29 protein-coding genes are annotated in these 18,994 nt (G+C 70.7%); 10 read left to right on the forward strand and 19 right to left on the reverse strand.

The features are described 5' to 3' along the window. The first annotated feature begins 151 nt into the window (after positions 1 to 151). On the forward strand, positions 152 to 1,147 hold the full coding sequence (locus tag LPA41_RS14860) for an SEC-C metal-binding domain-containing protein (RefSeq protein WP_229070958.1): 996 nt from the start codon (positions 152 to 154) through the stop codon (positions 1,145 to 1,147). 112 nt (positions 1,148 to 1,259) lie between these two features. Here LPA41_RS14860 and LPA41_RS14865 read toward each other — a convergent pair whose 3' ends face one another. Together LPA41_RS14865 and LPA41_RS14870 are read right to left on the reverse strand one after the other, a co-directional pair. Further along, positions 1,260 to 1,706, reverse strand: a complete 447-nt coding sequence (locus LPA41_RS14865) for a DoxX family protein (RefSeq protein ID WP_229070959.1) — start codon at positions 1,704 to 1,706, stop codon at positions 1,260 to 1,262. Positions 1,707 to 2,194: 488 nt separating this feature from the next. Further along, on the reverse strand, positions 2,195 to 2,431 hold the full coding sequence (locus LPA41_RS14870) for a hypothetical protein (protein ID WP_229070960.1): 237 nt from the start codon (positions 2,429 to 2,431) through the stop codon (positions 2,195 to 2,197). 143 nt (positions 2,432 to 2,574) lie between these two features. Between LPA41_RS14870 and LPA41_RS14875 the strand changes: the two genes are divergently transcribed. The 3 genes from LPA41_RS14875 to LPA41_RS14885 all read left to right on the forward strand — a co-directional run bounded on the left by LPA41_RS14875 (position 2,575) and on the right by LPA41_RS14885 (position 4,951). Then, entirely contained in the window at positions 2,575 to 3,324 is a 750-nt protein-coding gene (locus LPA41_RS14875; protein WP_229070961.1) for a hypothetical protein, read from the forward strand. A 146-nt stretch (positions 3,325 to 3,470) separates the two neighbouring features. Continuing rightward, positions 3,471 to 4,073: a hypothetical protein gene (locus tag LPA41_RS14880; RefSeq protein WP_229070962.1), complete on the forward strand. Its 603-nt coding sequence runs from the start codon at positions 3,471 to 3,473 to the stop codon at positions 4,071 to 4,073. 47 nt (positions 4,074 to 4,120) lie between these two features. Beyond that, positions 4,121 to 4,951, forward strand: coding sequence for a YqjF family protein (locus LPA41_RS14885; protein ID WP_229070963.1), 831 nt, complete (start codon positions 4,121 to 4,123; stop codon positions 4,949 to 4,951). Here the strand turns inward: LPA41_RS14885 and LPA41_RS14890 are convergent. Beyond that, positions 4,936 to 5,130, reverse strand: a complete 195-nt coding sequence (locus LPA41_RS14890) for a hypothetical protein (RefSeq protein WP_229070964.1) — start codon at positions 5,128 to 5,130, stop codon at positions 4,936 to 4,938. The two genes, LPA41_RS14885 and LPA41_RS14890, sit on opposite strands and share 16 nt — an antisense overlap. Before the next feature lie 61 nt (positions 5,131 to 5,191). After that, complete coding sequence (locus LPA41_RS14895; protein ID WP_229070965.1) at positions 5,192 to 5,413, reverse strand: hypothetical protein; 222 nt, start codon at positions 5,411 to 5,413, stop codon at positions 5,192 to 5,194. 113 nt (positions 5,414 to 5,526) lie between these two features. Here LPA41_RS14895 and LPA41_RS14900 point away from each other — a divergent pair, with 113 nt between their 5' ends. Beyond that, positions 5,527 to 5,919, forward strand: coding sequence for a hypothetical protein (locus LPA41_RS14900; protein ID WP_229070966.1), 393 nt, complete (start codon positions 5,527 to 5,529; stop codon positions 5,917 to 5,919). 109 nt (positions 5,920 to 6,028) lie between these two features. On the opposite strand, the gene LPA41_RS14905 is transcribed toward LPA41_RS14900, so the two are convergent. Next, complete coding sequence (locus LPA41_RS14905; RefSeq protein WP_229070967.1) at positions 6,029 to 6,328, reverse strand: hypothetical protein; 300 nt, start codon at positions 6,326 to 6,328, stop codon at positions 6,029 to 6,031. A gap of 181 nt (positions 6,329 to 6,509) precedes the next feature. On the opposite strand from LPA41_RS14905, the gene LPA41_RS14910 reads away from it, so the two are divergent. Further along, a complete protein-coding gene (locus tag LPA41_RS14910) occupies positions 6,510 to 6,947 on the forward strand; it encodes a hypothetical protein (protein WP_229070968.1) in 438 nt (145 codons plus the stop codon). Positions 6,948 to 7,183: 236 nt separating this feature from the next. Here the strand turns inward: LPA41_RS14910 and LPA41_RS14915 are convergent, their stop codons facing one another. Further along, the gene (locus LPA41_RS14915) at positions 7,184 to 7,468 is read right to left on the reverse strand and encodes a hypothetical protein (RefSeq protein WP_229070969.1); all 285 of its coding nucleotides are present in this window, start codon (positions 7,466 to 7,468) and stop codon (positions 7,184 to 7,186) included. A gap of 393 nt (positions 7,469 to 7,861) precedes the next feature. Here LPA41_RS14915 and LPA41_RS14920 point away from each other — a divergent pair, with 393 nt between their 5' ends. After that, positions 7,862 to 8,545 carry a hypothetical protein gene (locus tag LPA41_RS14920; protein WP_229070970.1) on the forward strand — a complete coding sequence of 228 codons (684 nt, stop codon included), beginning with the start codon at positions 7,862 to 7,864 and terminating at the stop codon, positions 8,543 to 8,545. A gap of 138 nt (positions 8,546 to 8,683) precedes the next feature. Here the strand turns inward: LPA41_RS14920 and LPA41_RS14925 are convergent, their stop codons facing one another. Continuing rightward, positions 8,684 to 8,884: a hypothetical protein gene (locus LPA41_RS14925; protein ID WP_229070971.1), complete on the reverse strand. Its 201-nt coding sequence runs from the start codon at positions 8,882 to 8,884 to the stop codon at positions 8,684 to 8,686. Between the two features lie 352 nt (positions 8,885 to 9,236). Between LPA41_RS14925 and LPA41_RS14930 the strand changes: the two genes are divergently transcribed. Next, positions 9,237 to 9,701, forward strand: coding sequence for a DUF4262 domain-containing protein (locus LPA41_RS14930; RefSeq protein ID WP_229070972.1), 465 nt, complete (start codon positions 9,237 to 9,239; stop codon positions 9,699 to 9,701). 14 nt (positions 9,702 to 9,715) lie between these two features. On the opposite strand, the gene LPA41_RS14935 is transcribed toward LPA41_RS14930, so the two are convergent. Then, positions 9,716 to 10,264: a GNAT family N-acetyltransferase gene (locus LPA41_RS14935; protein WP_229071207.1), complete on the reverse strand. Its 549-nt coding sequence runs from the start codon at positions 10,262 to 10,264 to the stop codon at positions 9,716 to 9,718. 291 nt (positions 10,265 to 10,555) lie between these two features. Here LPA41_RS14935 and LPA41_RS14940 point away from each other — a divergent pair, with 291 nt between their 5' ends. Further along, complete coding sequence (locus LPA41_RS14940) at positions 10,556 to 10,825, forward strand: hypothetical protein (RefSeq protein ID WP_229070973.1); 270 nt, start codon at positions 10,556 to 10,558, stop codon at positions 10,823 to 10,825. Between the two features lie 63 nt (positions 10,826 to 10,888). On the opposite strand, the gene LPA41_RS14945 is transcribed toward LPA41_RS14940, so the two are convergent. Further along, positions 10,889 to 11,353, reverse strand: coding sequence for an Lrp/AsnC family transcriptional regulator (locus tag LPA41_RS14945; protein WP_229070974.1), 465 nt, complete (start codon positions 11,351 to 11,353; stop codon positions 10,889 to 10,891). Between the two features lie 79 nt (positions 11,354 to 11,432). Between LPA41_RS14945 and LPA41_RS14950 the strand changes: the two genes are divergently transcribed. Next, complete coding sequence (locus LPA41_RS14950) at positions 11,433 to 12,797, forward strand: APC family permease (RefSeq protein WP_229070975.1); 1,365 nt, start codon at positions 11,433 to 11,435, stop codon at positions 12,795 to 12,797. Here LPA41_RS14950 and LPA41_RS14955 read toward each other — a convergent pair. The 10 genes from LPA41_RS14955 to LPA41_RS15000 all read right to left on the reverse strand — a co-directional run bounded on the left by LPA41_RS14955 (position 12,721) and on the right by LPA41_RS15000 (position 18,982). Beyond that, positions 12,721 to 13,158: a hypothetical protein gene (locus LPA41_RS14955; protein ID WP_229070976.1), complete on the reverse strand. Its 438-nt coding sequence runs from the start codon at positions 13,156 to 13,158 to the stop codon at positions 12,721 to 12,723. The two genes, LPA41_RS14950 and LPA41_RS14955, sit on opposite strands and share 77 nt — an antisense overlap. 78 nt (positions 13,159 to 13,236) lie before the next feature. After that, positions 13,237 to 13,524, reverse strand: coding sequence for a hypothetical protein (locus LPA41_RS14960; RefSeq protein WP_229070977.1), 288 nt, complete (start codon positions 13,522 to 13,524; stop codon positions 13,237 to 13,239). 60 nt (positions 13,525 to 13,584) lie between these two features. Further along, on the reverse strand, positions 13,585 to 14,358 hold the full coding sequence (locus LPA41_RS14965) for a hypothetical protein (RefSeq protein ID WP_229070978.1): 774 nt from the start codon (positions 14,356 to 14,358) through the stop codon (positions 13,585 to 13,587). Positions 14,359 to 14,480: 122 nt separating this feature from the next. Next, positions 14,481 to 15,035 carry an SgcJ/EcaC family oxidoreductase gene (locus tag LPA41_RS14970; protein WP_229070979.1) on the reverse strand — a complete coding sequence of 185 codons (555 nt, stop codon included), beginning with the start codon at positions 15,033 to 15,035 and terminating at the stop codon, positions 14,481 to 14,483. A gap of 133 nt (positions 15,036 to 15,168) precedes the next feature. Next, positions 15,169 to 15,381, reverse strand: a complete 213-nt coding sequence (locus LPA41_RS14975; protein ID WP_229070980.1) for a hypothetical protein — start codon at positions 15,379 to 15,381, stop codon at positions 15,169 to 15,171. A gap of 50 nt (positions 15,382 to 15,431) precedes the next feature. Then, a complete protein-coding gene (locus tag LPA41_RS14980; RefSeq protein WP_229070981.1) occupies positions 15,432 to 15,839 on the reverse strand; it encodes a hypothetical protein in 408 nt (135 codons plus the stop codon). A gap of 202 nt (positions 15,840 to 16,041) precedes the next feature. Continuing rightward, complete coding sequence (locus LPA41_RS14985) at positions 16,042 to 16,284, reverse strand: iron chelate uptake ABC transporter family permease subunit (RefSeq protein ID WP_306469516.1); 243 nt, start codon at positions 16,282 to 16,284, stop codon at positions 16,042 to 16,044. A gap of 136 nt (positions 16,285 to 16,420) precedes the next feature. After that, on the reverse strand, positions 16,421 to 17,992 hold the full coding sequence (locus tag LPA41_RS42715; protein WP_229070983.1) for a GGDEF domain-containing protein: 1,572 nt from the start codon (positions 17,990 to 17,992) through the stop codon (positions 16,421 to 16,423). Between the two features lie 54 nt (positions 17,993 to 18,046). After that, the gene (locus LPA41_RS14995; RefSeq protein WP_229070984.1) at positions 18,047 to 18,415 is read right to left on the reverse strand and encodes a hypothetical protein; all 369 of its coding nucleotides are present in this window, start codon (positions 18,413 to 18,415) and stop codon (positions 18,047 to 18,049) included. A 171-nt stretch (positions 18,416 to 18,586) separates the two neighbouring features. Next, on the reverse strand, positions 18,587 to 18,982 hold the full coding sequence (locus LPA41_RS15000) for a hypothetical protein (RefSeq protein WP_229070985.1): 396 nt from the start codon (positions 18,980 to 18,982) through the stop codon (positions 18,587 to 18,589). Between the last annotated feature and the right edge of the window lie 12 nt (positions 18,983 to 18,994).

Below are 18,994 nucleotides of genomic sequence, written 5' to 3' on the forward strand. Positions count from 1 at the left end.
CACATCGAATTGTGGGAGCGCTCCCACAGTGTTACAGAGTTCTTACCATCCGTTGTCGGTATTGAAAAGCGGCGATCCGATGTGCGGTCTGCCGACCGAATGAGACTCAGATCAACAGCAGCGGGGGTACGGGGCACAGTACGGTGGGAGCGTGCCCTTGAAAGAAGCTCTGACCAGCGCAGACATTGAAGAGATCCGGCAGTCCGTCCTCGGGCAGGCTGATCCGCTCGGCGTCGCGGCCGAGTTGGCCGCCGCCGCGGAGGCCGGTCGCCTGGCTGACCCGCAGGACGCCGGCCAGGCGCTCACCCTCGCCGCCGAGATCGCCGAAAGCCGTGCCAAGCTCGACGCCGCCCTGCGGTACGTGGAGTCGTCGCTCGCCGTCTCCGGAACCCGGGACGACAACCAGGTGATGGCCGCCCACGCGGTGCGTGCCCGGATCCTGTTCCGGCTCGGCCGCGCGGACGAGGCGATGGCCGAGCTCGAACCGCTGCGCCCGTCGCTCAACCAGCACGCCGACGCCCCGGCGTACGTCAGTGCCGCCCTCGCCGTCGGCGGCCGTCACCGGGTCGCCGAGGAATGGCTGACCGAGGCCGTGAAGACGGCGGTGGCCGAGCGCGGCGGGCCCGACCCGGCCACCGCGGACGAGGCCGGTCTGCTGTTCTTTCTGCTCCAGCAGCGCCACCGCATCCGGCACGCGATAGGCGCGCAGCACGACGCCTACGACAACATGGCCGAGCGACTCGAGACCCGGCTCGCCAACGCCTCCGCCAAGGCCGCCGGCGTTGCGACCGACCTGCTGTTCTGGCCGCAGGCCGAGTTCGGCCGGCTGGTGGAGCGGTGGCCCGCGCTGACCGAGGCGTACGGCGCGACGTGGGACGAGCACCGCGCCCGCCTGGAGACCGAGCTGGTGCGGCTCACCGGCACCGGACGCAGCAACCTCGCGGTGCTGCCGGCCACGGTCGACGGCCTGGTCGCGTTCGCCGGCAGTGACGGCGACCCGGCCGACCCGCAGACCCGCACCGGCTACGCGCAGCGGCCCGGCGCCACCACCGGCCAGATCGGCTGGCCGCCGGAGCGCAACGGTGCGTGCTGGTGCGGTTCCGGCAACAAGTACAAGAAGTGCTGCCTGCCCCGGTCGCGCCGCTGACCCCGTACCCCTTCGTGGCCTGGCCCGGTGCTCGCCCCGCCTCCGGGCCGGCCTCCCTCCTGCCTTCGGCCCGGTCGCCGCACCTCGGTGACCGGGCCGTGGCGTAGCCGGATCAGGCCGGTTCGCGCACCCTGGCGACGGGGTTCTCCGCCGGCTTGCCGCGCCGGCTGCCGATCAGCGCGTCCACCGAGAAGGAGCCGGCGCCGAAGACGGCGATGAGCAGGAACGTCCAGGCGTAAAGGGCCGGCGTGACGCCGCCGTTCTCGATCGGCATCAGCCCGTCCGGCTGGTGCACCACGAAGTAGGCGTAGGCCATCGAACCCGAGGCGAGGATCGCGGCGGGGCGGGTGAACAGCCCGGCGAGCACGAGCAGGCCGCAGACCAGCTGGATCAGGGCGGCGTACCAGTTCGGCCAGGTCCCGACGGGGATCGCCTCGCCGGTGCCGCGGCTGCCGCCCAGCAGTCCGAACAGGCCGGACAGTCCGTGGCAGGCGAACAGCAGGCCGACGACGACGCGGAACGCCGGCCAGGTGAAGTGGGCGAAACGTGCGGAAGACAATGGACACCTCCGTCTGAGTGGTTGATCCGGAAAACGACATTAGGTGCGTCGCGTGTCGGCATCCATCGACGGACGTAAGTCTTCTCTAAGAACTGCGTGGGGGTTCTCTTAGGGGTGTTGTCACCGGGCCGGGGGCGCCGAACGCGCCGCCCATGGCGAGATGTTGATCTGCTGGCGCTACGAAATCGCTGTGATCAAGGGGTCAAAACCGCGATTCCGCACCGCTAGCAGATCGACACCGCCCCGCCGGATCCAGCGCAGCGACCGCGGCCACTTGTCCAGGGACCGCACCGGAGCAGAGGTAGGTAACACCTCGCCGAACTCCTCTGCCTCGCCGCCGCACCGACATCCGGCGCGCCATGCGCCAGCCGCTCAGGCCGGGCTGGCGATTGTCGTTGTGCTGGTGGGGCAGTGGCAGCCACCAGCACAGACCGCTCGGGCACGCCTGCGGTTCCGGTTCAGCGGACCGGCCCGACCGCCCGCCGGCGCTAGCTCTCCTCCGACTGCGCGGCCATGACGCGGCGCATCGCGGCGGCTCCTTCCTCCTGTGTGATCAGGCCGGCCTGCTGTTGCCGCACCAGCTCCTCCAGCCGTGCCAGAGGCGAACCCGGCGGTGGCGGACTGTCCGTGAGGTGCGCGCCCGTCATCTGTTCCATGAAGATCAGGCCCTCCCGTTGCTTGGCGGACAGGCCTTCCCAGAACTGATCACTGAACTCGAGCGGCATGCCGGCACACTATCCCCGGGGTACGACATTCCCGGCCGAGGCTGTCCCGCCCATGGATGCCCCGGGGGGTGGGCCCGGGCCGGGCGTGATCGATATGTGCCCGCTACAGTGACCCGCTCCGGCGCTTCGACGGGGGCGCACAGGTGACGGGGAGCATTGTGAACAAGCGGATGACGCGTGGTGGGCTGGCATTGACCCTGGCTGTCGCGCTGGCGATGAGTGGCTGTGGTGGCGACGGCGAGGCCGGTGGCGGCGCCAAGCCCGCCGACGCGCCGAAGGACGCCGCCGCGGCGCTGGCCAGCGCGGGCAGCAAGATCCAGGAGCAGTCCTACAAGAGCGTGATCGACATGGGTGCCGCGGGCACCATCGACGGCGTGATGGACCCGAAGCGTAAGACCGGCGAGTTCGTCATGTCGGCCGAGTCCGAGGGCACCAAGGTGAAGACCGAGACGCGGATCGTCGACGGCGTCAACTACATGAAGATGACCATCCCGGGTGCGGACATTCCCGGCATGGACGGCAAGACGTGGCGCAAGATGTCCGGCACCGGCGGCCCGGGCACGCTGGGCAGTTACGACCCCACCGACACGGTGAAGGCCCTGGAGGCGGCGGCCGAGGTCAAGTGGGCCGGTGACAACGCGGTGACCGGCAACATCGACCTGGCGAAGGCGGGTCAGCAGCTGGGCATGGGCGCCGGCGACGCGGCCAAGCTGCCGGTGGCGACTGTGCCGTTCGAGGCGGCGTTCGACGGTGAGGGCCGGCTCACGAAGTACACGCTGACCATCCCGGCGATCGGCTCCGAGCCGGCGACGAAGATGACGATGACGTACTCGGACTTCGGCACCCCGGTCGACGTGCAGGCGCCGACGGGTGCGGAGCTCGCCGGCGAGTAGGACGCGCTGCCCGGCCATGCGGGAACCGGCCGGCGCCGTACCGTTGCCGGCCCGGTTCTTGATGGTGCTGAGATGCAATCGGGTGGTACGCGGTTGCGGAAAGGTTTTTCCCTCGCCCGGCATGGTGCCGTGCCGATGGGCGGGCCGTGATCGAACAGGCGGAGCGATTCCCGCTCACCACGGGCCCCGACGGACGGGCGTTGCTGACCCTCGCGCTGCGGCCGCACCCGCGGATCAGTGCCGACAAGTTCGCCCGGGCGCGCCGCTACTGGGCGTGCGCGCCCGGTGGCGGTCAGCCGCGCTGGCTGGCGCTGGCCGGGCACGCCCAGCACGCGCAGCACGCCGACGACGCGCGGGAGGTGGCGGAGGTGCACTCCGCCGCGGCCGCCTACCTGCCGGGAGTCTCCTGCTCCGGGTGCGGTGACCGGCTGTGGAAGCCGATGAACCGGCGGGCGGTGACGCAGTACGTCCTCACCGGCTTCACGGACGGCTGCACGACGTGCCGGACCCCGTCGAGCGTGACGGTGGCCGCTCCTGCGCCGGCGACTCCGCCCGTACCCAAAGATCTCGCGCCCCCGCAGACCGTCCAGGCCCGCAGTCTGCCCGCCGTGACCCTGCGCATCGACGGCCCGGTGGCGGCGCTGCTGTGGAGCGCCACGGGTGGGGACGCGGAGACCATGTCGACGCTGGTCACGGATCTGCTGTCGCGCAACTTCGGCATCCGGCGTCCGGTCGGCGACCTTTCCTGAAACGCCGGGCGCGCTCTTTCGAGGCGCGCGGCGAGCATGATGGGTGAGTGCGGATCGAGGATGTCAGTGCGGAGACGGTACGGCCGGTGCGGCGCTCGTTGCTGGTGCAGCGCTGGGTGGACCTGAGTTTTCTGCACTGGGCCGTCGATCCGGCCCTGGTCGCGCCGATGCTGCCGGCGGGAACCGTCCCGGACACGCTGGACGGCGTGACCTATGTCGGGCTGATCGGGTTCCGGATGGTGGGGCTGGGCTTCCTGCGCGGACCCGGCATTCCCTACCTGGGCACGTTCTGCGAGACGAACGTGCGCCTCTACAGCGTCGACGGCCGGGGCCGGCGCGCCGTGGTGTTCCTGTCGCTGGACGCGGAGCGGCTGCTGCCGGTGCTGACCGCGCGGGCGTCGCTGCGGCTGCCCTACATGTGGTCGCGAATGCGGCTGACCCGCCGCGGCGACGTGCTCTCCTACACGAGCCGGCGCCGGTGGCCGGTGCCGCGACCGGCGGTCAACCGGATGCGGGTCCGGGTGGGGGAACCGGTCGCGGAACCGACCGCGCTGGAACACTTCGTGACCGCCCGGTGGGGCCTGCACACCCACGCGTGGGGACGTTCGCTGCACCTGCCGAACGAGCACCCGCGCTGGCCGTTGCGGCGTGCCGAACTCCTCGACCTCGACGACACCCTGATCACCGCGGCCGGGTTGCCGGCGCCGTCCGGTCCGCCGGACAGCGTCCTCTACTCACCGGGTGTCCCGGTCACGTTCGGAGCCCCGGACGTGCTGACGGCTCACGGGGGCGAGTCGGCTCGACTCGGCTCACGGGACGACTCGGCTCACGGGGGCGACTCGGCTCACGGGGACGACTCGGCTCACGGGGTTGGCTGACGGTGATCCGGCGCCCGGGAGCGGCCGCCGAAACGGCTCCAGGCCACCGCGCCGATCATGAGCAGCAGGCCGGCCGCGCCGACGAGGTACCACGGCCGCCATTCCGAAGGGCCGGACCAGGCCTGGAACGCCAGGTAGGCCGCGAAGACCAGGTCGGCGACGAGGACGACAGCCGCCACCGCATCGTTTCTGATCAGCGGCTGCCGGTCGCCGGGGGACGGGCGGTGCCGCGACTGCGGGTCAGTCACGGAGGAGCCGCCAGCCGTGCCGGTACATCCGCCAGGTCCAGACGGCGGCCATGAGCACACCGGCCACGGCGGCGACCGGAGCCGGCGGCAGGGATTCAGTCCGCGGGCCGACCAGATAGATGACGGCGAACGCGACGGCGCCGGCCACGATCCCGACCGCGAGGGCCAGCGGAAGACTGCCGGCACCGGAGGGGCGCACCGGAGGGTTGGTCATGACTACCGTCGATACCCGCATCGGCCCGCGGTGACACGGACGCATCGTGCCGCCGCGGCGGGGCCGGTGAACAGCGAGTGCCTCAACCTCGGGGCGGAACGGCAGTGATGGTGATGTTCGAAGAGCTCCGGGCTTCCGATGAGGTCGTGGCGGCCTGGCACGATGTGGCGCGGCGGGTGGGTGAGGCGTTGGACCGCGCCGGGATTCCGCACCATCCCGAGGACAGCTACCCCCGGCCGGCCGGCGCCGTGATCGGTGTCGACCCCATGAATGACGAGATGGGCGGGGTGATCGTCGACTGGAGTCCGGGTGCGGCCCTCGTCGGCGCTGTCATGGAGTCCACGCGGACCGGTGATCGGGATGTCTCTGCCGAACAGCTCTACATCGCTGTCACCACGGCGATGCGTGACGCCATGCTGGACATCCTGCGTGCCTCCGGGTTCGAGGTGGCCGCGATCGACGACTCGCAGCGGCCGCCCGCCGTCCATGTCCTGCGCGGACCATAGGGCATGGTCGCGGGTGGCGCGGCAGCGAGGCACGGCCTGACGCAGCGGCGGGCGCGACCGACTCGGTCGCGCCCGCAGATGCTTGCTCCGATGGTGCTCGCGCTGATGATCAGTGGGTGCGCGGGTCGACGTCGCTGCTGCGGCTGCCGGCCTTGGCCAGACCGCGACTGATCATGTATCCGATGGTCAGCAGAGTGATGTACCACCATGCCTTGTCGGCGGCGAAGTAGTCGGCGCCGTTGTTCGCGGACCCGTCACCGACGGTGTACGACGCGATGAGTACGCCGATGACGGCGAGCACATAGACGACCAGTTCCGTGGTCTTGAAGGAGGGTTTCGTCTCCTCACCGCGGAAGCGCACGTTCTTCGCGGGGACGTGCTCGTGGGTGGTGTGAGTGCTGGTAGCCATCGTATTCTCCTTGGGGGGCTTGCTGATCGACTGTCCGGCGCCGGTGAGAAGTGACTACCCGCCCCGACAGCACCGCACTCCAAAAATCCTCAGCTCGTTTTCAGACCGTTATCAGGAAAGAGCGGATTCATGTTTGTCGGCCGACCATCGGCCGAGGGGCCCGGCAGGCTACTTTGCTCGGATGAGCCTTGAGGATGTAGGCAAGCGCGACGGCTGGCGATGCTGGGTGTGCGACGAGCCCGTCGATCCGGACATGTCCGTGAACGATCCGCGTGGTCCCAGCGTCGACAGCCGTACCGCCGACCGGAAGGCGAAGGTGGCCGAGCGGCTGGCGCACCGCGCCTGCAACACCCGCAAGGGTGCGGTCAAGGTCGTCATCGCCTGGCCGGATCGGCTCAACGTCGTGGAACCCGCGCCGCTGATCACCGTCGCGGACCGGCTGGAACGCAAGGGCGGCCGGGAGCTTGTTGCGCGCTGCCCCAGCAAGAAGGACGCGCAGGAGGCGGCGGACTGGCTGGTGGACCGGTTCTCCCGGCTGGTGCCGGGCCTGCCGGTGACAGCGAGCGTCGACGCGGGCGGCGGCCAGTTCCTCGTCGCCCTCTCCACCGGGCGCCGCTGACCGATCCGGCGCCGCCGCCGCCCCTTCCACCGCGCGCAGGCGTCGCTGCGCGGGCACCGGCGTACGCGCTGATCGGTCTACGGTGGATCGGTGGTTCTTCCGCGTTTCGCCGCGATCCGCCCGTCCGCGATCCTGACCTGCGCCACCGCGGCCAGCCTGGTGGTGACCGCGCCACCGGAGCCGGCACGGCCGGCCAGGGTGACAGTTTCCGGTGCTGCGCCGGCCGACGCCACCGGTCAGTCGCCGCCGGAGCCACCCGAATCCGCGCCGCCGCTTTCCGCCAGGCCGGCCCAGTCGGTCTGCTCCGGCGGTCCGGTGGTCCGGCGGTACGGCGCCCGTACCCGATCGGCGAGGGCGACCGAGGCGATCAGGCTGGCGATGCAGGCCAGCATGAGGGCCAGTCCCGAGAGGAACATGGCTGTCCACGGTGGCTCGGTGGTTCCCACGCCGAGCAGGTAGAGCAGGAACGCGCCCGGGAGGAACTTGAAGATCCACGAACCGCAGACGACGAGCACCGCCATGCCCTGATGACTCTCGGCGTCGTCGGGACCGCCCCCCCGGGGCCCACCGCCGCGATCAAGGAGATCGCCTGGCACAGCAGGCAGGCCAGCTGGACGATGACGTAGGCGGCGAACGAGTACGGGCGGGACCAGAAATACACCAGCGCGACGACGGCGGTGATCAGGGTGCCCACGTTGCCCGCCACCATGACCATCGAGCGGGACCGCAGGTAGTAGCCTACGTTCCTCCAGAACCAGGGATTGGTGATCCATCGCAGACGCTGGTGGTTCCTGATGCCGTCGAACATGTGGCGCCCCCGCATGCCGGTACCATCTCTGGCTTGCATCATGGCCGGGGCGGTCAACCCCGCCTTCCCGAGTGTGATCGGCTCCGCCCCGCCCTAGGATCGCGGGATGCGCAAGCGGCTGCGGTGGGTGCTGGGCGGCGTCGTCGGCGTGGTGCTGGCGATCGGTGGGTTGGCCTGGGCCTACCCGTCGGTCGTGGCGACCACCTGCCCCGGCTGCTACGGATTGACGCAGGTGAGTGACGGCGTCTACGGCGAGCGGGGCCTCGACGCCTCGCAGGAGGAGGGGTTGACCGGACTCGCGGTCGACGCGCGCCGGCGGGTCGAGACGTTCTACGGTGAGCGCCGGTCCGATCCACGCCTGGTCGCCTGCGCCACCGACGGCTGTTACTCCCGGATCGGGGGCGGCGGTGAGAAAGGTGTCGCCGTGCTCAACCGGGCGGTCATGCTGTCCCCGCGCGGGCTGGACGCGGTGATCGCCTCGCACGAGATGGCCCATGTGGAGCTGCACCGCCGGCTCGACGGCGAGGTCCCGCAGTGGTTCGACGAAGGGCTCGCCGTCGTCGTCTCCGGCGATCCCCGGTACCTGGGTGCGGCCTGCCGGGTGCCGTTCGACGGCGAACTGCCCGGGACGCTTCCCGGGTGGCTGGACGCCGCGAGCGCCGACGAGCAGGTGTACGCGAAGGCGGCGTGCCGGGTCCAGCGGTGGCTGGACGCGAACGGCGGTCGCGACGCGGTGCTGACCCTGATCGATCAGCTCAACGACGGGGCGGCCTTCCCGGCGATCAAGTGAGGGCAAGGGGTACGCCGGTCGGCGTACCCCTTGATCAGAGGTGTGCGGAAAGGTCCAGGCCGACCAGGTCCGCCGCGTGCTACGGGAGCTGGCAGCCCGGGCCGTGACCGTGCCCCGGCGATCGCCTCGGGAGGGCGCTCAGCGAGGGGTGTCGGTCCGTTTCGCCTTGCGCATCTCATGGATGCCGATAGCTGCGGCGATGCCGACGGCCGGGCCCAGGGCGAGCCCGATACCGATGTTGTCGAAGAGGACCAGTCCGACGATCATGCCGAGGGTGATGCCGAGCGCCACGCCCAGGCCCAGCAGCCGGTCACGCTCTTTGTTCTCCGGGTTCGACATGATCCTCCTACCGCCGACGGTCCGGTCCGGTTCTCGTACCCGTCCGGCTGGTCCGGAAAACGGCGGCGAGATGCCGAGCAGCCTCAGCCGGCCCGGCCGAGGCGCGCGAGCAGACGTGTGGTGCGGTAGTCGTCGGCCGCGGTGAGAGGCGACCGGCACATGCCGTCCATGTGCAGGGCGTCGCCGAAACTGTCGGCGCCCCGCTCGATGCGGCCGGGAGAGCTCCGCGTGCTGCAGCGGGACCAGCACCCGGCGGACGGCTGACACACCGGCGAGGACGCCGGGTGTGGGGGTGCACCCGGCGGGTATGCGGAGGCTTCAGCTCGACGACGATGCCGAACGGGGTGAGCCGATGACCACCGGACAACAGGACGCCGGACTTCGCCAGATCGGCGAGACCGTCGCGCGGTCCGGCGTACACCTCCAGTTCGTGCCGCAGCCGGCGCTGCTGGAGACATGCTGGTACACGATCGGTCTGACCGGCCACGATCACCCGGAGCTGATCCTGTTCGGCATGCCCCCGGATCTCGCCCGGCCCGTCCTGCACGACATCGCCGGTGACGTCATCGCCCGCCGGCGGACGTGCACGGCGGGGCAGTTCGCCGGCGACGTCCTCGGCGGGCACCAGGCCCAGTTCGTCGCGGTGAGCGAGCCGGATCGCCACCTGCCGGTGGCGGCGCAGTTCTACGCCACGACGGGTACGGCGGTGACAGCGCTGCAGATCGTGTGGCCGGACAGGTACCAGCGCTGGCCCTGGCAACCCGGTTCCCGCGTGTCGGACATGCCGGTCCTGGGCCGGCCCGCGCCGCCCACGTGACGAGCTGTGCTCGCCTATTCGCGCCGATCCCCGGCGAGCATGGCGTACGTGTATCCGTCCACCCACCCCAGCTCCGCGTGCCAGGAGTCCCCGACACCGTGCTGCTCGCGCCGCATGCCGACCTTCTCCAAGATCCGCACCGAGGCCAGATTGTCCGCGAAGCAGCCGGCGGTGATCCGCCGCACGCCGAGCCGGTCGAACGCGTACGCCACCATCGCGGTGACCGCCTCGGTGGCGTAGCCCCGGCCGCCGTACGCCGGGTCGAAGGTGTAGCCCAGGTCCGCCTCCGTCCGGGGCGGCATGTCCGGCTGCCCCATGCCGTCGAGGACGGTCAACGAGACCGTGCCGATCACCAGGCCGTCGAGGGTCACCGCCACGCTGTGGTCGTCGGGGTTCTCCGCCGCACGCCGCCACGCCGCCCGCAACGAGGCCGCGTCGACCTCGGTGGTGAGCAGCCAGCGAGTGACCGCCGGCAGGTTGCGGTACTCCAGGATCCGGTCGACGTCCTCGTCCCGCACCGGCCGCAACTCGAGACGTTCGGTGCGCAGATTTTCGCTCGGCATGGTTTCGCTGGGCACGGTTTCGCTCGGCATGGAGCTGCACTGTAGTGGAGGAGCGCAGCTGTGGTGTCCCTCCCGGATCATGGCAGGGGTGAACGCTTCTTCGGGCGGGCCGACGTCGAGTCCGCTGGACGTACCGCCGCTGTTCGCCGCTCTGCACGGAGCTCGCCGTGTGCTCCTGGCCGGCCTCGTGACCCCGGATGCCAAGGGCCCGGACGACTATTTCCCGGAACGGACCCTGGCCCGCCGGCTGGCTGCCCACGAATTGCCGCCGACGCTCAACGGGCGACTCCGATGCGGCCCAGCATCGTGCAGGGGCAGATCGCCGCGGCCACCGAAGGCGCTTTCGGCGACGTCCAATTCACCCGCCGGACGGCCGGCAGCACCCTGTTCGTCAACCCGCTGATGGCCGCCTATTTCACCGTCGACCTCGCCGCACTCGCCGCCCGATGCCTCTACCTGGACCGGCTCGAGAACACCGTCGGCATGCGCCAGGTGGCCACCCGGGTCGAGGCCTTCCGGAACGAGATCATCACTCGTACGCCTCGCGTCTTCCCGCACTGACAACAGCGCTGTCCCTCGGTCGCCGGCAGCAGCGCTGTCCCTCGGTCGCCGGCAGCAGCGCTGTCACCCGGTCGCCGGCAGCATCCCCGGTGCGGGGTTGCTGACCTGCTGGAAGATGACGGAGGTGCGGAAGCCGGTGACCTCGCGGCGCTTGCTGAGCCGGTCCAGCAGGAAGGCGTGCAGGGCGTCGAGGTCGGGCACGCCCACGTGCAGCAGGAAGTCGTCGCCACCGGCGAGGACGAAGACGTGCAGCACCTCGGGCATTTTCGCGGCGGAGGCCTTGAAGGTGTCGATGACGGCCCGGCTCAACGGCCGCACCTGCACGGAGACCATCGCCTGGACGCTGCGGTTGAGCGCGGCGGGGTCGATGTCGGCGTGGTAGCCGCGGATCACGCCCCGGCGGGTCAGGGCCCGGACCCGTTCGAGGCATGTCGACGGGGCGATGCCGAGTTGCCGGGCGAGCTCGCGGTTGGAGAGCCGCGCATCTGATTGGAGAAGGGCGACGATTCGCGCATCCAGTTCGTCCATCCACCCATTCTGGCGGCAGATTCCGACCGTGCGTTCGGTGAGCCCATCATTTGACCGAACGGCTGCTTAGCGTCGGCGCATGACAGGGCATCGTTTAGGGGTGTGGCAGGGCACCGCAACCGTCCTCGGCGGCGTGCTCGGGCCAGGCATGCTGGTGTTGCCGCACCTGGCCGCGGAGGCGGCCGGGCCGGGTTCGGTGCTGGCGTGGGCGGCGCTGCTGATCGTCAGCGTTCCGGTCGCGTTCACGTTCGCGCTGCTCGGGTTGCGTCATCCCGACGCCGGCGGGGTCGCACATTTCGCCGGGATGGCGGCGGGCCGATGGGCGTACGCGATGGTCGGCTGGTGGTTCTTCGTGGCCGTGCCGATCGGCACGCTCGCCGGCGGGCTGGCCGGTGGCCTCTACGCGGCGGACGCGTTCGGCTGGGACGGCCCGGCCGCGGCGGCCATCGCCTGCGGTCTGCTGGCGGCGGCGTTCCTCACCAACGCGGCCGGACTGCGCACCAGCGGCCGCACCCAGGTCGTGATGGTGAGCCTGCTGCTCGCGGTCCTGACCGCGGCCGTCGTGGCGAGCCTGCCGGCGGTGCGAGCGGAACGGTTCGAGCCTTTCCTGCCGCACGGGATCGGCGGCGTCGGCAGCGCCGTCGGTGTGCTGATCTTCGCGTTCGTGGGCTGGGAGGCGGCCAGCCACCTGTCGGCGGATTTCGAGGGACGGCGCCTGCTGACGGCCACCGCCCTGACGCTGGCGGCGGTGACCGTGATCTACGTGAGTGTGGCGGTCACGGTCGTCGGTTCCGGGGCGGCGTTGTCGCCGGTACCGCTGACCGCGATGATGGCCACGACCATCGGCACGGCGGCCGGACCGGTGACCGGGGTCGCCGCCCTGGTGCTGGCGTTCGGGGCACTCAACACCTACCTCGCCGGCGCGTCCCGCCTCGGCGTGGCCCTGGCCGAACAACGGCTGCTGCCGCACCGGTTCGCGGCACCGCACCGCATCCTGATCCTGCTCGGCGCGGCGATCGCCACGCTCGGCGCGGTCACCGTCGCGCTGCCGATCAACCTGGACCCGCTGCTGCGCGCCACGTCGGCGTGCCTGGGCGCGGTCATGTTCGTCGGCGCCCTCGCCGCCGTGCGGCTGCTGCCCGGCGGCCGGATGCGCGCGGTCGCGGTCGCCGGCACCGCCCTGACCGGCGTGACACTGGCCCTCAGCGGCATCTACCTGCTCGTGCCCGCGGTCATCGCGCTCGCCGGCTTCACCACCCGAGCCGCCCACTCCCGGCGCCGGGCCCCACGCGCCCTCACGCGGCCAACTCCGCCAACTCCCGGCGCCGAGCCCTGCGCGCCGCCGCGCCCGCTCCTGGCGCCGAGCTCTACGTCTCCGCGCCGGTCGGTTCCGGTTGAAGCGGGCGCCACTCGCCGAGGTCGCCGGCCTGCCCGGTGCGAGTGAAGGCCTGCACCACGTCCCAGGCGCGATGGACCTCCAGGACGACGTCGCCGGTGAACCGTGCCAACTCGTCCCTGACCGGTACCTTGACGTAAGCATCGGCGGGCACGCTGCCGTCCCCGCCGAGCACGAAGAACCGCGGGACGGGGGCCGTGACGACCATGTGGACGACCGCGTACTCGCCGCGGAACCCGATCGTCACCCGCGATGACCCGCCGCCCGGGATCTCGACCTCGACGTAGCCCCGAATCCGGCGGCGCCGCAGCCGCCGGAAACGGTCCTCCAACTCCGCCGGCTCGGATCGCACCGGGGTGGGGCAGAAACGGCGCGACCCGAGTTCCGTCGCGGACCAGACCACATGCATCGCCGGAGTGTAGAGGTCGCACCGCCTGCGGCCGCAGCTCGCGTCCCGCCGCACGCCATCCCCCTGGAGGGCCGTCGGCTATTCCTCGGAGGGTGGCCTGTCCTCGGAGGGTGGCCTGCCGATATGGCCGAGGCCGTCCAGCAGCCGTTCGCGAGCGTTGTGCAGGCGGTCGGTGTAGTCCGGCATGAAGATCTCGACGAGCGTCCTGTCGAGCGTGCCGGCGATCGCGTACAGCGGCGACCAGACCGCACGCTCCTGGTTGACGAGGTCGTCGAACGGTGCCGTGCCCATCATCCGGTAGAGCCAGTCGGACAGCACGAACGCCTGGTCCCTGCTGAGCTTGATCGTAAGGTCGTCGTCGGCCACGCGGCGAAGGCTACGGGGATCCGGTATCCCCGTCATGCCCGCTCAGGGTCGCGGTAGAAGCTATGGGGATCCGGTATCCCTGTCATGCCCGCCCGGGGTCGCGGTAGAGCCGGACGACCAGGTCCCCTGTTCCTCAGCGGCCGACGACGGCCCGTCAGCTGTGCGGGCGGGGTGCCGAACCACCTGGACGAGGTTGCCCACGCCCACGGCGGACAGGGCCGTGATCGCGATCCAAAACCCGTATTCGTAGCTGAGCAGGTCGCCGACCTGGCCGTAATGCTCCCATCCGCGCAGCTCCGAGACCGTTGGCGCGGGTGTGGAGGCCGGGGTGGTGACCCTGCTCAACACCGTCGCCACCGCGTCCGTCGCATCACGCCGTGCCAGCATCGTCGCACCGAACAGGACAACCGCCGCGGGAATGGCAAGCCCCGCGGTGCCCGTCGCACGCCAGTTACGCGACGGCAGCGCCGTGCCGGCGAGCGCCGCCGTCATGAGAGCGGCCGCCAGCCAGGCCATGGGCCGCCGCGGCAGGGGCGGAGGCGGCTCACCGAGCACTTGCCGTTCCCCGGCGTCGTCAAGCCGGTGAACCGGTCGCCGGCCGACGTCGTCGGTGAAGGCGATATCAGGCCGTCCACCAGTGAGTATGTCAGCGCCGGTGTAGGTGACCCGCCAGTGCACAGGTGACTGCTCGCTCTCGCACGACGCGCTCATGAACGGCAGCAGCAGGCAGAACCCCGCCATGATCAAGCCTGCGGGACTGGCGAGTCGCCGCGTCAGCGGTCCCGCGAATCTCCGCGCCCGTGCCGGCCCGCGGTGCGCATCGTCATCACCCACCGGGTCAGCCTGTCCCAGATCCGGGCCGGGCGCCACCGTGCCCCAACGCCGCCCACCGCCGTCCACCAGGCATCACCGGATCGCCACTGCCTCCGTTCATCGATCGAACAAATCCAGCCGGCCTACGTGGCGGGTCCCAACGGTCTGATCCGCGTGTTCTGGAAGGACGTGTAGAGCCAGCGGCCGTGGCGCTTCACGGCGACGTTCGTGTTGACGGAGAGAGCCTCCTCGGTGCAGGCCGTCTCACCCGGCCAGAGGACACAGCCGGTACGCACGATGACGGCCAGATCGGGCTCGGGGAAGCGGATGCGCTGGTCCCGCTGGAGAAGACGCGTGCCGCGCAAATACGTCGTGAAGTAGTAACCCATGCCTTCCTCGATGCCGGCCCGGGTGCTCAGGTGGTCACCGTTGAACGTCACCACATCGGCATCGGAGGTGTAGAGCGCGGCGTAGGCTCGGGCATCGCCGCGCGCCCACGCCTGGTCCTGGCGCTGACGCAGCTCCTGCAACGCGACGAGATCTCTGTCCTGGATGGAGCTGGCCGAGGGCTCGGCAGCCGCGGGGCCGGCCGCGGCGCCGAGGGCGATGGAGGGCACGGCGACCATGGACACCAGGGCTGCCCGCCACCGCGGAGCGCGCCGGGCCGTGCTGATCATACGGTTCAGGTATCGGCTCATGTGAGAACCGTAGGAAGCGCGAGCCCTTCGCAAAAACCCTCTTCGGAGGCATCTCGTAATCCTCCTCAAGAGGTATGGACGTGGATGGCTCGCAGGCTTTTCGATGGACGCACAGATAACTGCCGGATCACCCCTACCAGTAACCCGTTTCAGGATCGACCTTGGAGAGGAAATCACGAATGGCATCCTCATGCTCCCGCATCGTCGGTGTCCGGCGATCCGAGAAGGCCGAAGTGAAGCCATAGTCGGGGTCTCGGCCCGAGATCCAGTTGTAGTGGTAGGCGCCCGGGTTGTCATCCTCCCCTGCGACCACTTCGAACACTTCACCGTCGACCTCAACGCGCACTGACGCTTCCACCTCTCAAGACGGGACGTAATCTCATCAGGCCGGACGTTTTAGGTGTCGTATTCGCCGAGGTCCCAGGGCGGCGAGAAGGCCATGTAGTCGCCCGGCTCGGCGGTGACCCACCAGATGTCATCACTGTTCTCCGGCTCATCGCTGATGAGGCCGGAGGTCTGGTCGAACCGTTCGACCTGGAAGGGACCGACAATGATTTGATCGAAGGTCGCCGGGTTCAACTCTGTGAGCCGGCGTTGGTAGAGCTCCTCGGCGAAGGAATCGATCTTCGCCTCGAGGTCATTGCGATCGATGGCGATGCGCTCCGGCCGCCCCTCGAGTGGGTAACCGAAGCTGGCGCCCTGGGCACGCTTCGCCTCGCCGGCCGTGACCGGCGACCCGCAGCCGGCCAGCAAACTGGCCGCCGCGATGACCAGCACCAGTTCGGGCCGCCTTCTGAACACCATGATCCATAAGGGTAGACGCTCGGTTGAAGCGGAGGTGCGAGCCGGCCGGGGCGCCGAAGGGTGCTCCTTCAGGCCGCCGAGGGTGGCTTCGGCAGGCACCTCGATGCCACCGTGGAAGCTGCGGTCCTGACCATCCCACTACGATTCGCGGCGCGAGAAGCGGGAGCCGGTTCACCCGCATGCGATGTCACGGAGTGGAGACTCAGCGGGCGACCAGTTCGCGGCGGCGGACCTGTGCGATCAGCGGGGAGATCAGGTAGGCGCCGCCCAGTGCCGTTGTCACCACTCGCACCGGCAACGCCACCGACGCGAGCAGTACCTGCGCGATCAGATCAGCCCCAGGGAGCAGGACCGCGCCGGTCAGGGCGGCCGGCACCACCGGGATGCCGGGTCGGCCGGCGGCGACGACGCGGGGCAGGCACCATTCGAGGACGACGACGGACAGGCCGCCGCGCGCGGGCGTTGCTGCGGGATCCGGCGGATGCGACGAGCCTGGCCGAGTGGGCGGCGCGGCTGCACATCAGCAGCAAGACGTTGCATCGGGACTTCGCCCGGGAGTACGGCTGCACTCCCGGCGACCGCTACCGGCGGACGACAGCGGTCGGTGGCGTACGCCCGCCGCGGTGACCAGGGGCCTCGCACTTGGCGGCCTTCTGCGCGTACATCGCCAGGTCCGCCTCGTGCAGCAGAGCGTCACCGGTCTGCCCGTCCCGGCCCAGCGCGATGCCGATGCTCGCCCCGACCCGGAGCTCCTGACCGAGAACGGTCATCGGCAGCTCGATCGCGGCGGCCAGGTCCGCCGCCCGGGCCCGGGCCTCGTCGCCGGTGAGCGCGGCTCGGCTCAGCAGCGCGAACTCATCACCGCCGAGGCGGGCCAGCACATCGTCCGCCCCGGCGCCCGCCCGCAGCCGCACCGCCACCGCGACGAGCACGGTGTCACCGGCGGCATGGCCGTACGTGTCATTGACCGGCTTGAAACCGTCCAGATCGATCAGCAGCACCGCGCCCGCGCCGCGGTGTTCCGCCAGGTGGCGCTGGAACAGCGCCCGGTTCGCGAGCCCGGTCAGCGCGTCGTGGAACGCCAGGTGCTCCAGCTCCGACGCCAGCCGGTCCCGTTCGGCGAGCGACCCGTGCAACTCGGCCACCTTCGCGTCGAGCAGCTCCAGCAGGCGGGCGTTGTCCGCGAACGCGGTCCACTGCCGCACCACCACCAGCGCCGAACTCACCGCCGAACCCGCCACCACGATCCACGTCGCCGGCTGCCAGCCGGTCACCGCGAGCACCCCGATCAACATCACGAAGGTGCCGACGACGGCGGCATAGGGCAGCAGACTGTACGGGCGGCGTTGCGGCCGTGACCGTTCCCGCCCACCCGAGCGGAGCTGCAGGTATTGCACCCGGGTCCCCGCGGCCAGCGCCGCCACGGCGACGACCGTGGCGGCCTGCTGCCAGGAGACGTGCCCGTGGGTGATCAGCAGCGGCCGGAACCCGGTGGCAGCGCCCTCGATCCCGGCGGCCAGCGACAGCAGCGCCCCGGCCAGCGGGCGGAACGGCTTGACCGGCATCAGCAGTAGCTTGACCAGCGCGAACACCGCCACCATGTAGATGGCCGGCCCGAACAGCAGCGAGATCACCCGACCGGCCCCGGCGACGCCTGCCGCGCCCGCCGTCACCGTGAAGTAGCAGCCCAGCGTCGCCGCGAACGCCAGCACCGTGGCCGCGTCCAGCAGGAACCGTCCCCGCTCGGCGCGGGTGGCGAACCCCAGCGGCATGGTGAGCAGGGCGAGCACCATGCAGAGCGAACCGAGGAAGATACCGGCGCTGTACACCGGCCCGCCGATCGCCGAGTCCATGCTCGCCGGGGCGCGCAGGTAGACGACGAACTGCCAGACGTCACTGAGTAGGAAGATCGCCCCGGCGAGGCCCACCGCACCCCACATCCGCCGGTCATCGGCGTCGGCCTGCGGGTTGCGCCACGTCCAGAAGCCGTTGACCGCCGTCACCCCGGCGAGCACGACCAGCACCGGCCAGGCCACCGCGCCCACGACCCGCCCGCCGGTGTCCACGACCGCGGTCACCACCATCGCCGGCACCAGCAGGCAGAGCGCGAGCAGCACAGGGTCACGACGCAGCGGCGACGGCACAGGTGTCACAGCGTGTCTATCGGCCCGCCCCGGTGGCCCATGAGGGTCTTGGCCACGCGAGCGTCAGCTCGCGCCGGCGCAACCCGCGCGCCTGCTCGCGGTCCACGGCGTGCCGTCGAGGGCTACCGGTGAGACGTGCCGGACCTGCTCGTCGGCCGTCTCCGCGGTGACGGAAGCGGCGAGGGTGGGGGGCTGGTTGGCGTCGCAGTACCACTCGATGACCACGTCGACGGGCAGGGCCGTGCCCGGCGCGATCTGGCGTTCCCTCTCGGCGCTGCGTACGGTGACGCCCGGCTGGTCGACGCGGACGGCGACCACGTTCACCGGTTGCGGGCCGGCGCTGACGACCGTCACCTGGGACTCGACGGTCACCCGCCGCTGCTCGCTGCGGACCGCCGTCGCGTCGGAGGCCGCGAAGAGCAGCACCGACACCGCTGAGTTTCCGGCCTGGTCCGCCTTCTCCGGTACTGAGCCGGCCGGTCCAGATCGATCACTGCCTGCACCTCCTGGCGACACCCGGCCGCAGCCTGCGGCCCGGCGGCCGGCACTGGTGGCCGTCGCGCACGGGCGCAGCGTACCCATCGACGTCAATTCTTGCCGCTGTCAGGCCGAAGCCGTGGAGGTGCTGGAGTCCCGTCCCGGCGCTCGCATCGGCCGGTAGGCGGTGCCGTTCTGTGGATCCCAGATGGTCAGCCCGTACTCGATCGCCAGCTCATGGATCGCCTGCAGGGCTGGATCGCTGCGCTCGCTGTAGCTGAGCAGCATGAACACGTGGTCGATGCCGATATCCAGCGGTGTGCTCATCCATGGGTTCTTCGACGGGTCCGTGATGGGCGGGTGGTCCGGGAACTGCGCCCGCAGCCGCTCGTAGAACCCGGCGATCCGGTTGTCGAGGTCGCCTTCGACATGGTCGTCAGCGTGGCAGCGATCGACCATCGCGAGGACGTCGGACACGTCGGTCCACCCGTCGATCGCCAGGACACCGAGACCAAGACTCACCTGGACCCCTCC

The organism is Actinoplanes sp. DH11 (genome assembly GCF_020873875.1).
In the GTDB taxonomy this organism is placed as follows: Bacteria; Actinomycetota; Actinomycetes; order Mycobacteriales; family Micromonosporaceae; genus Actinoplanes.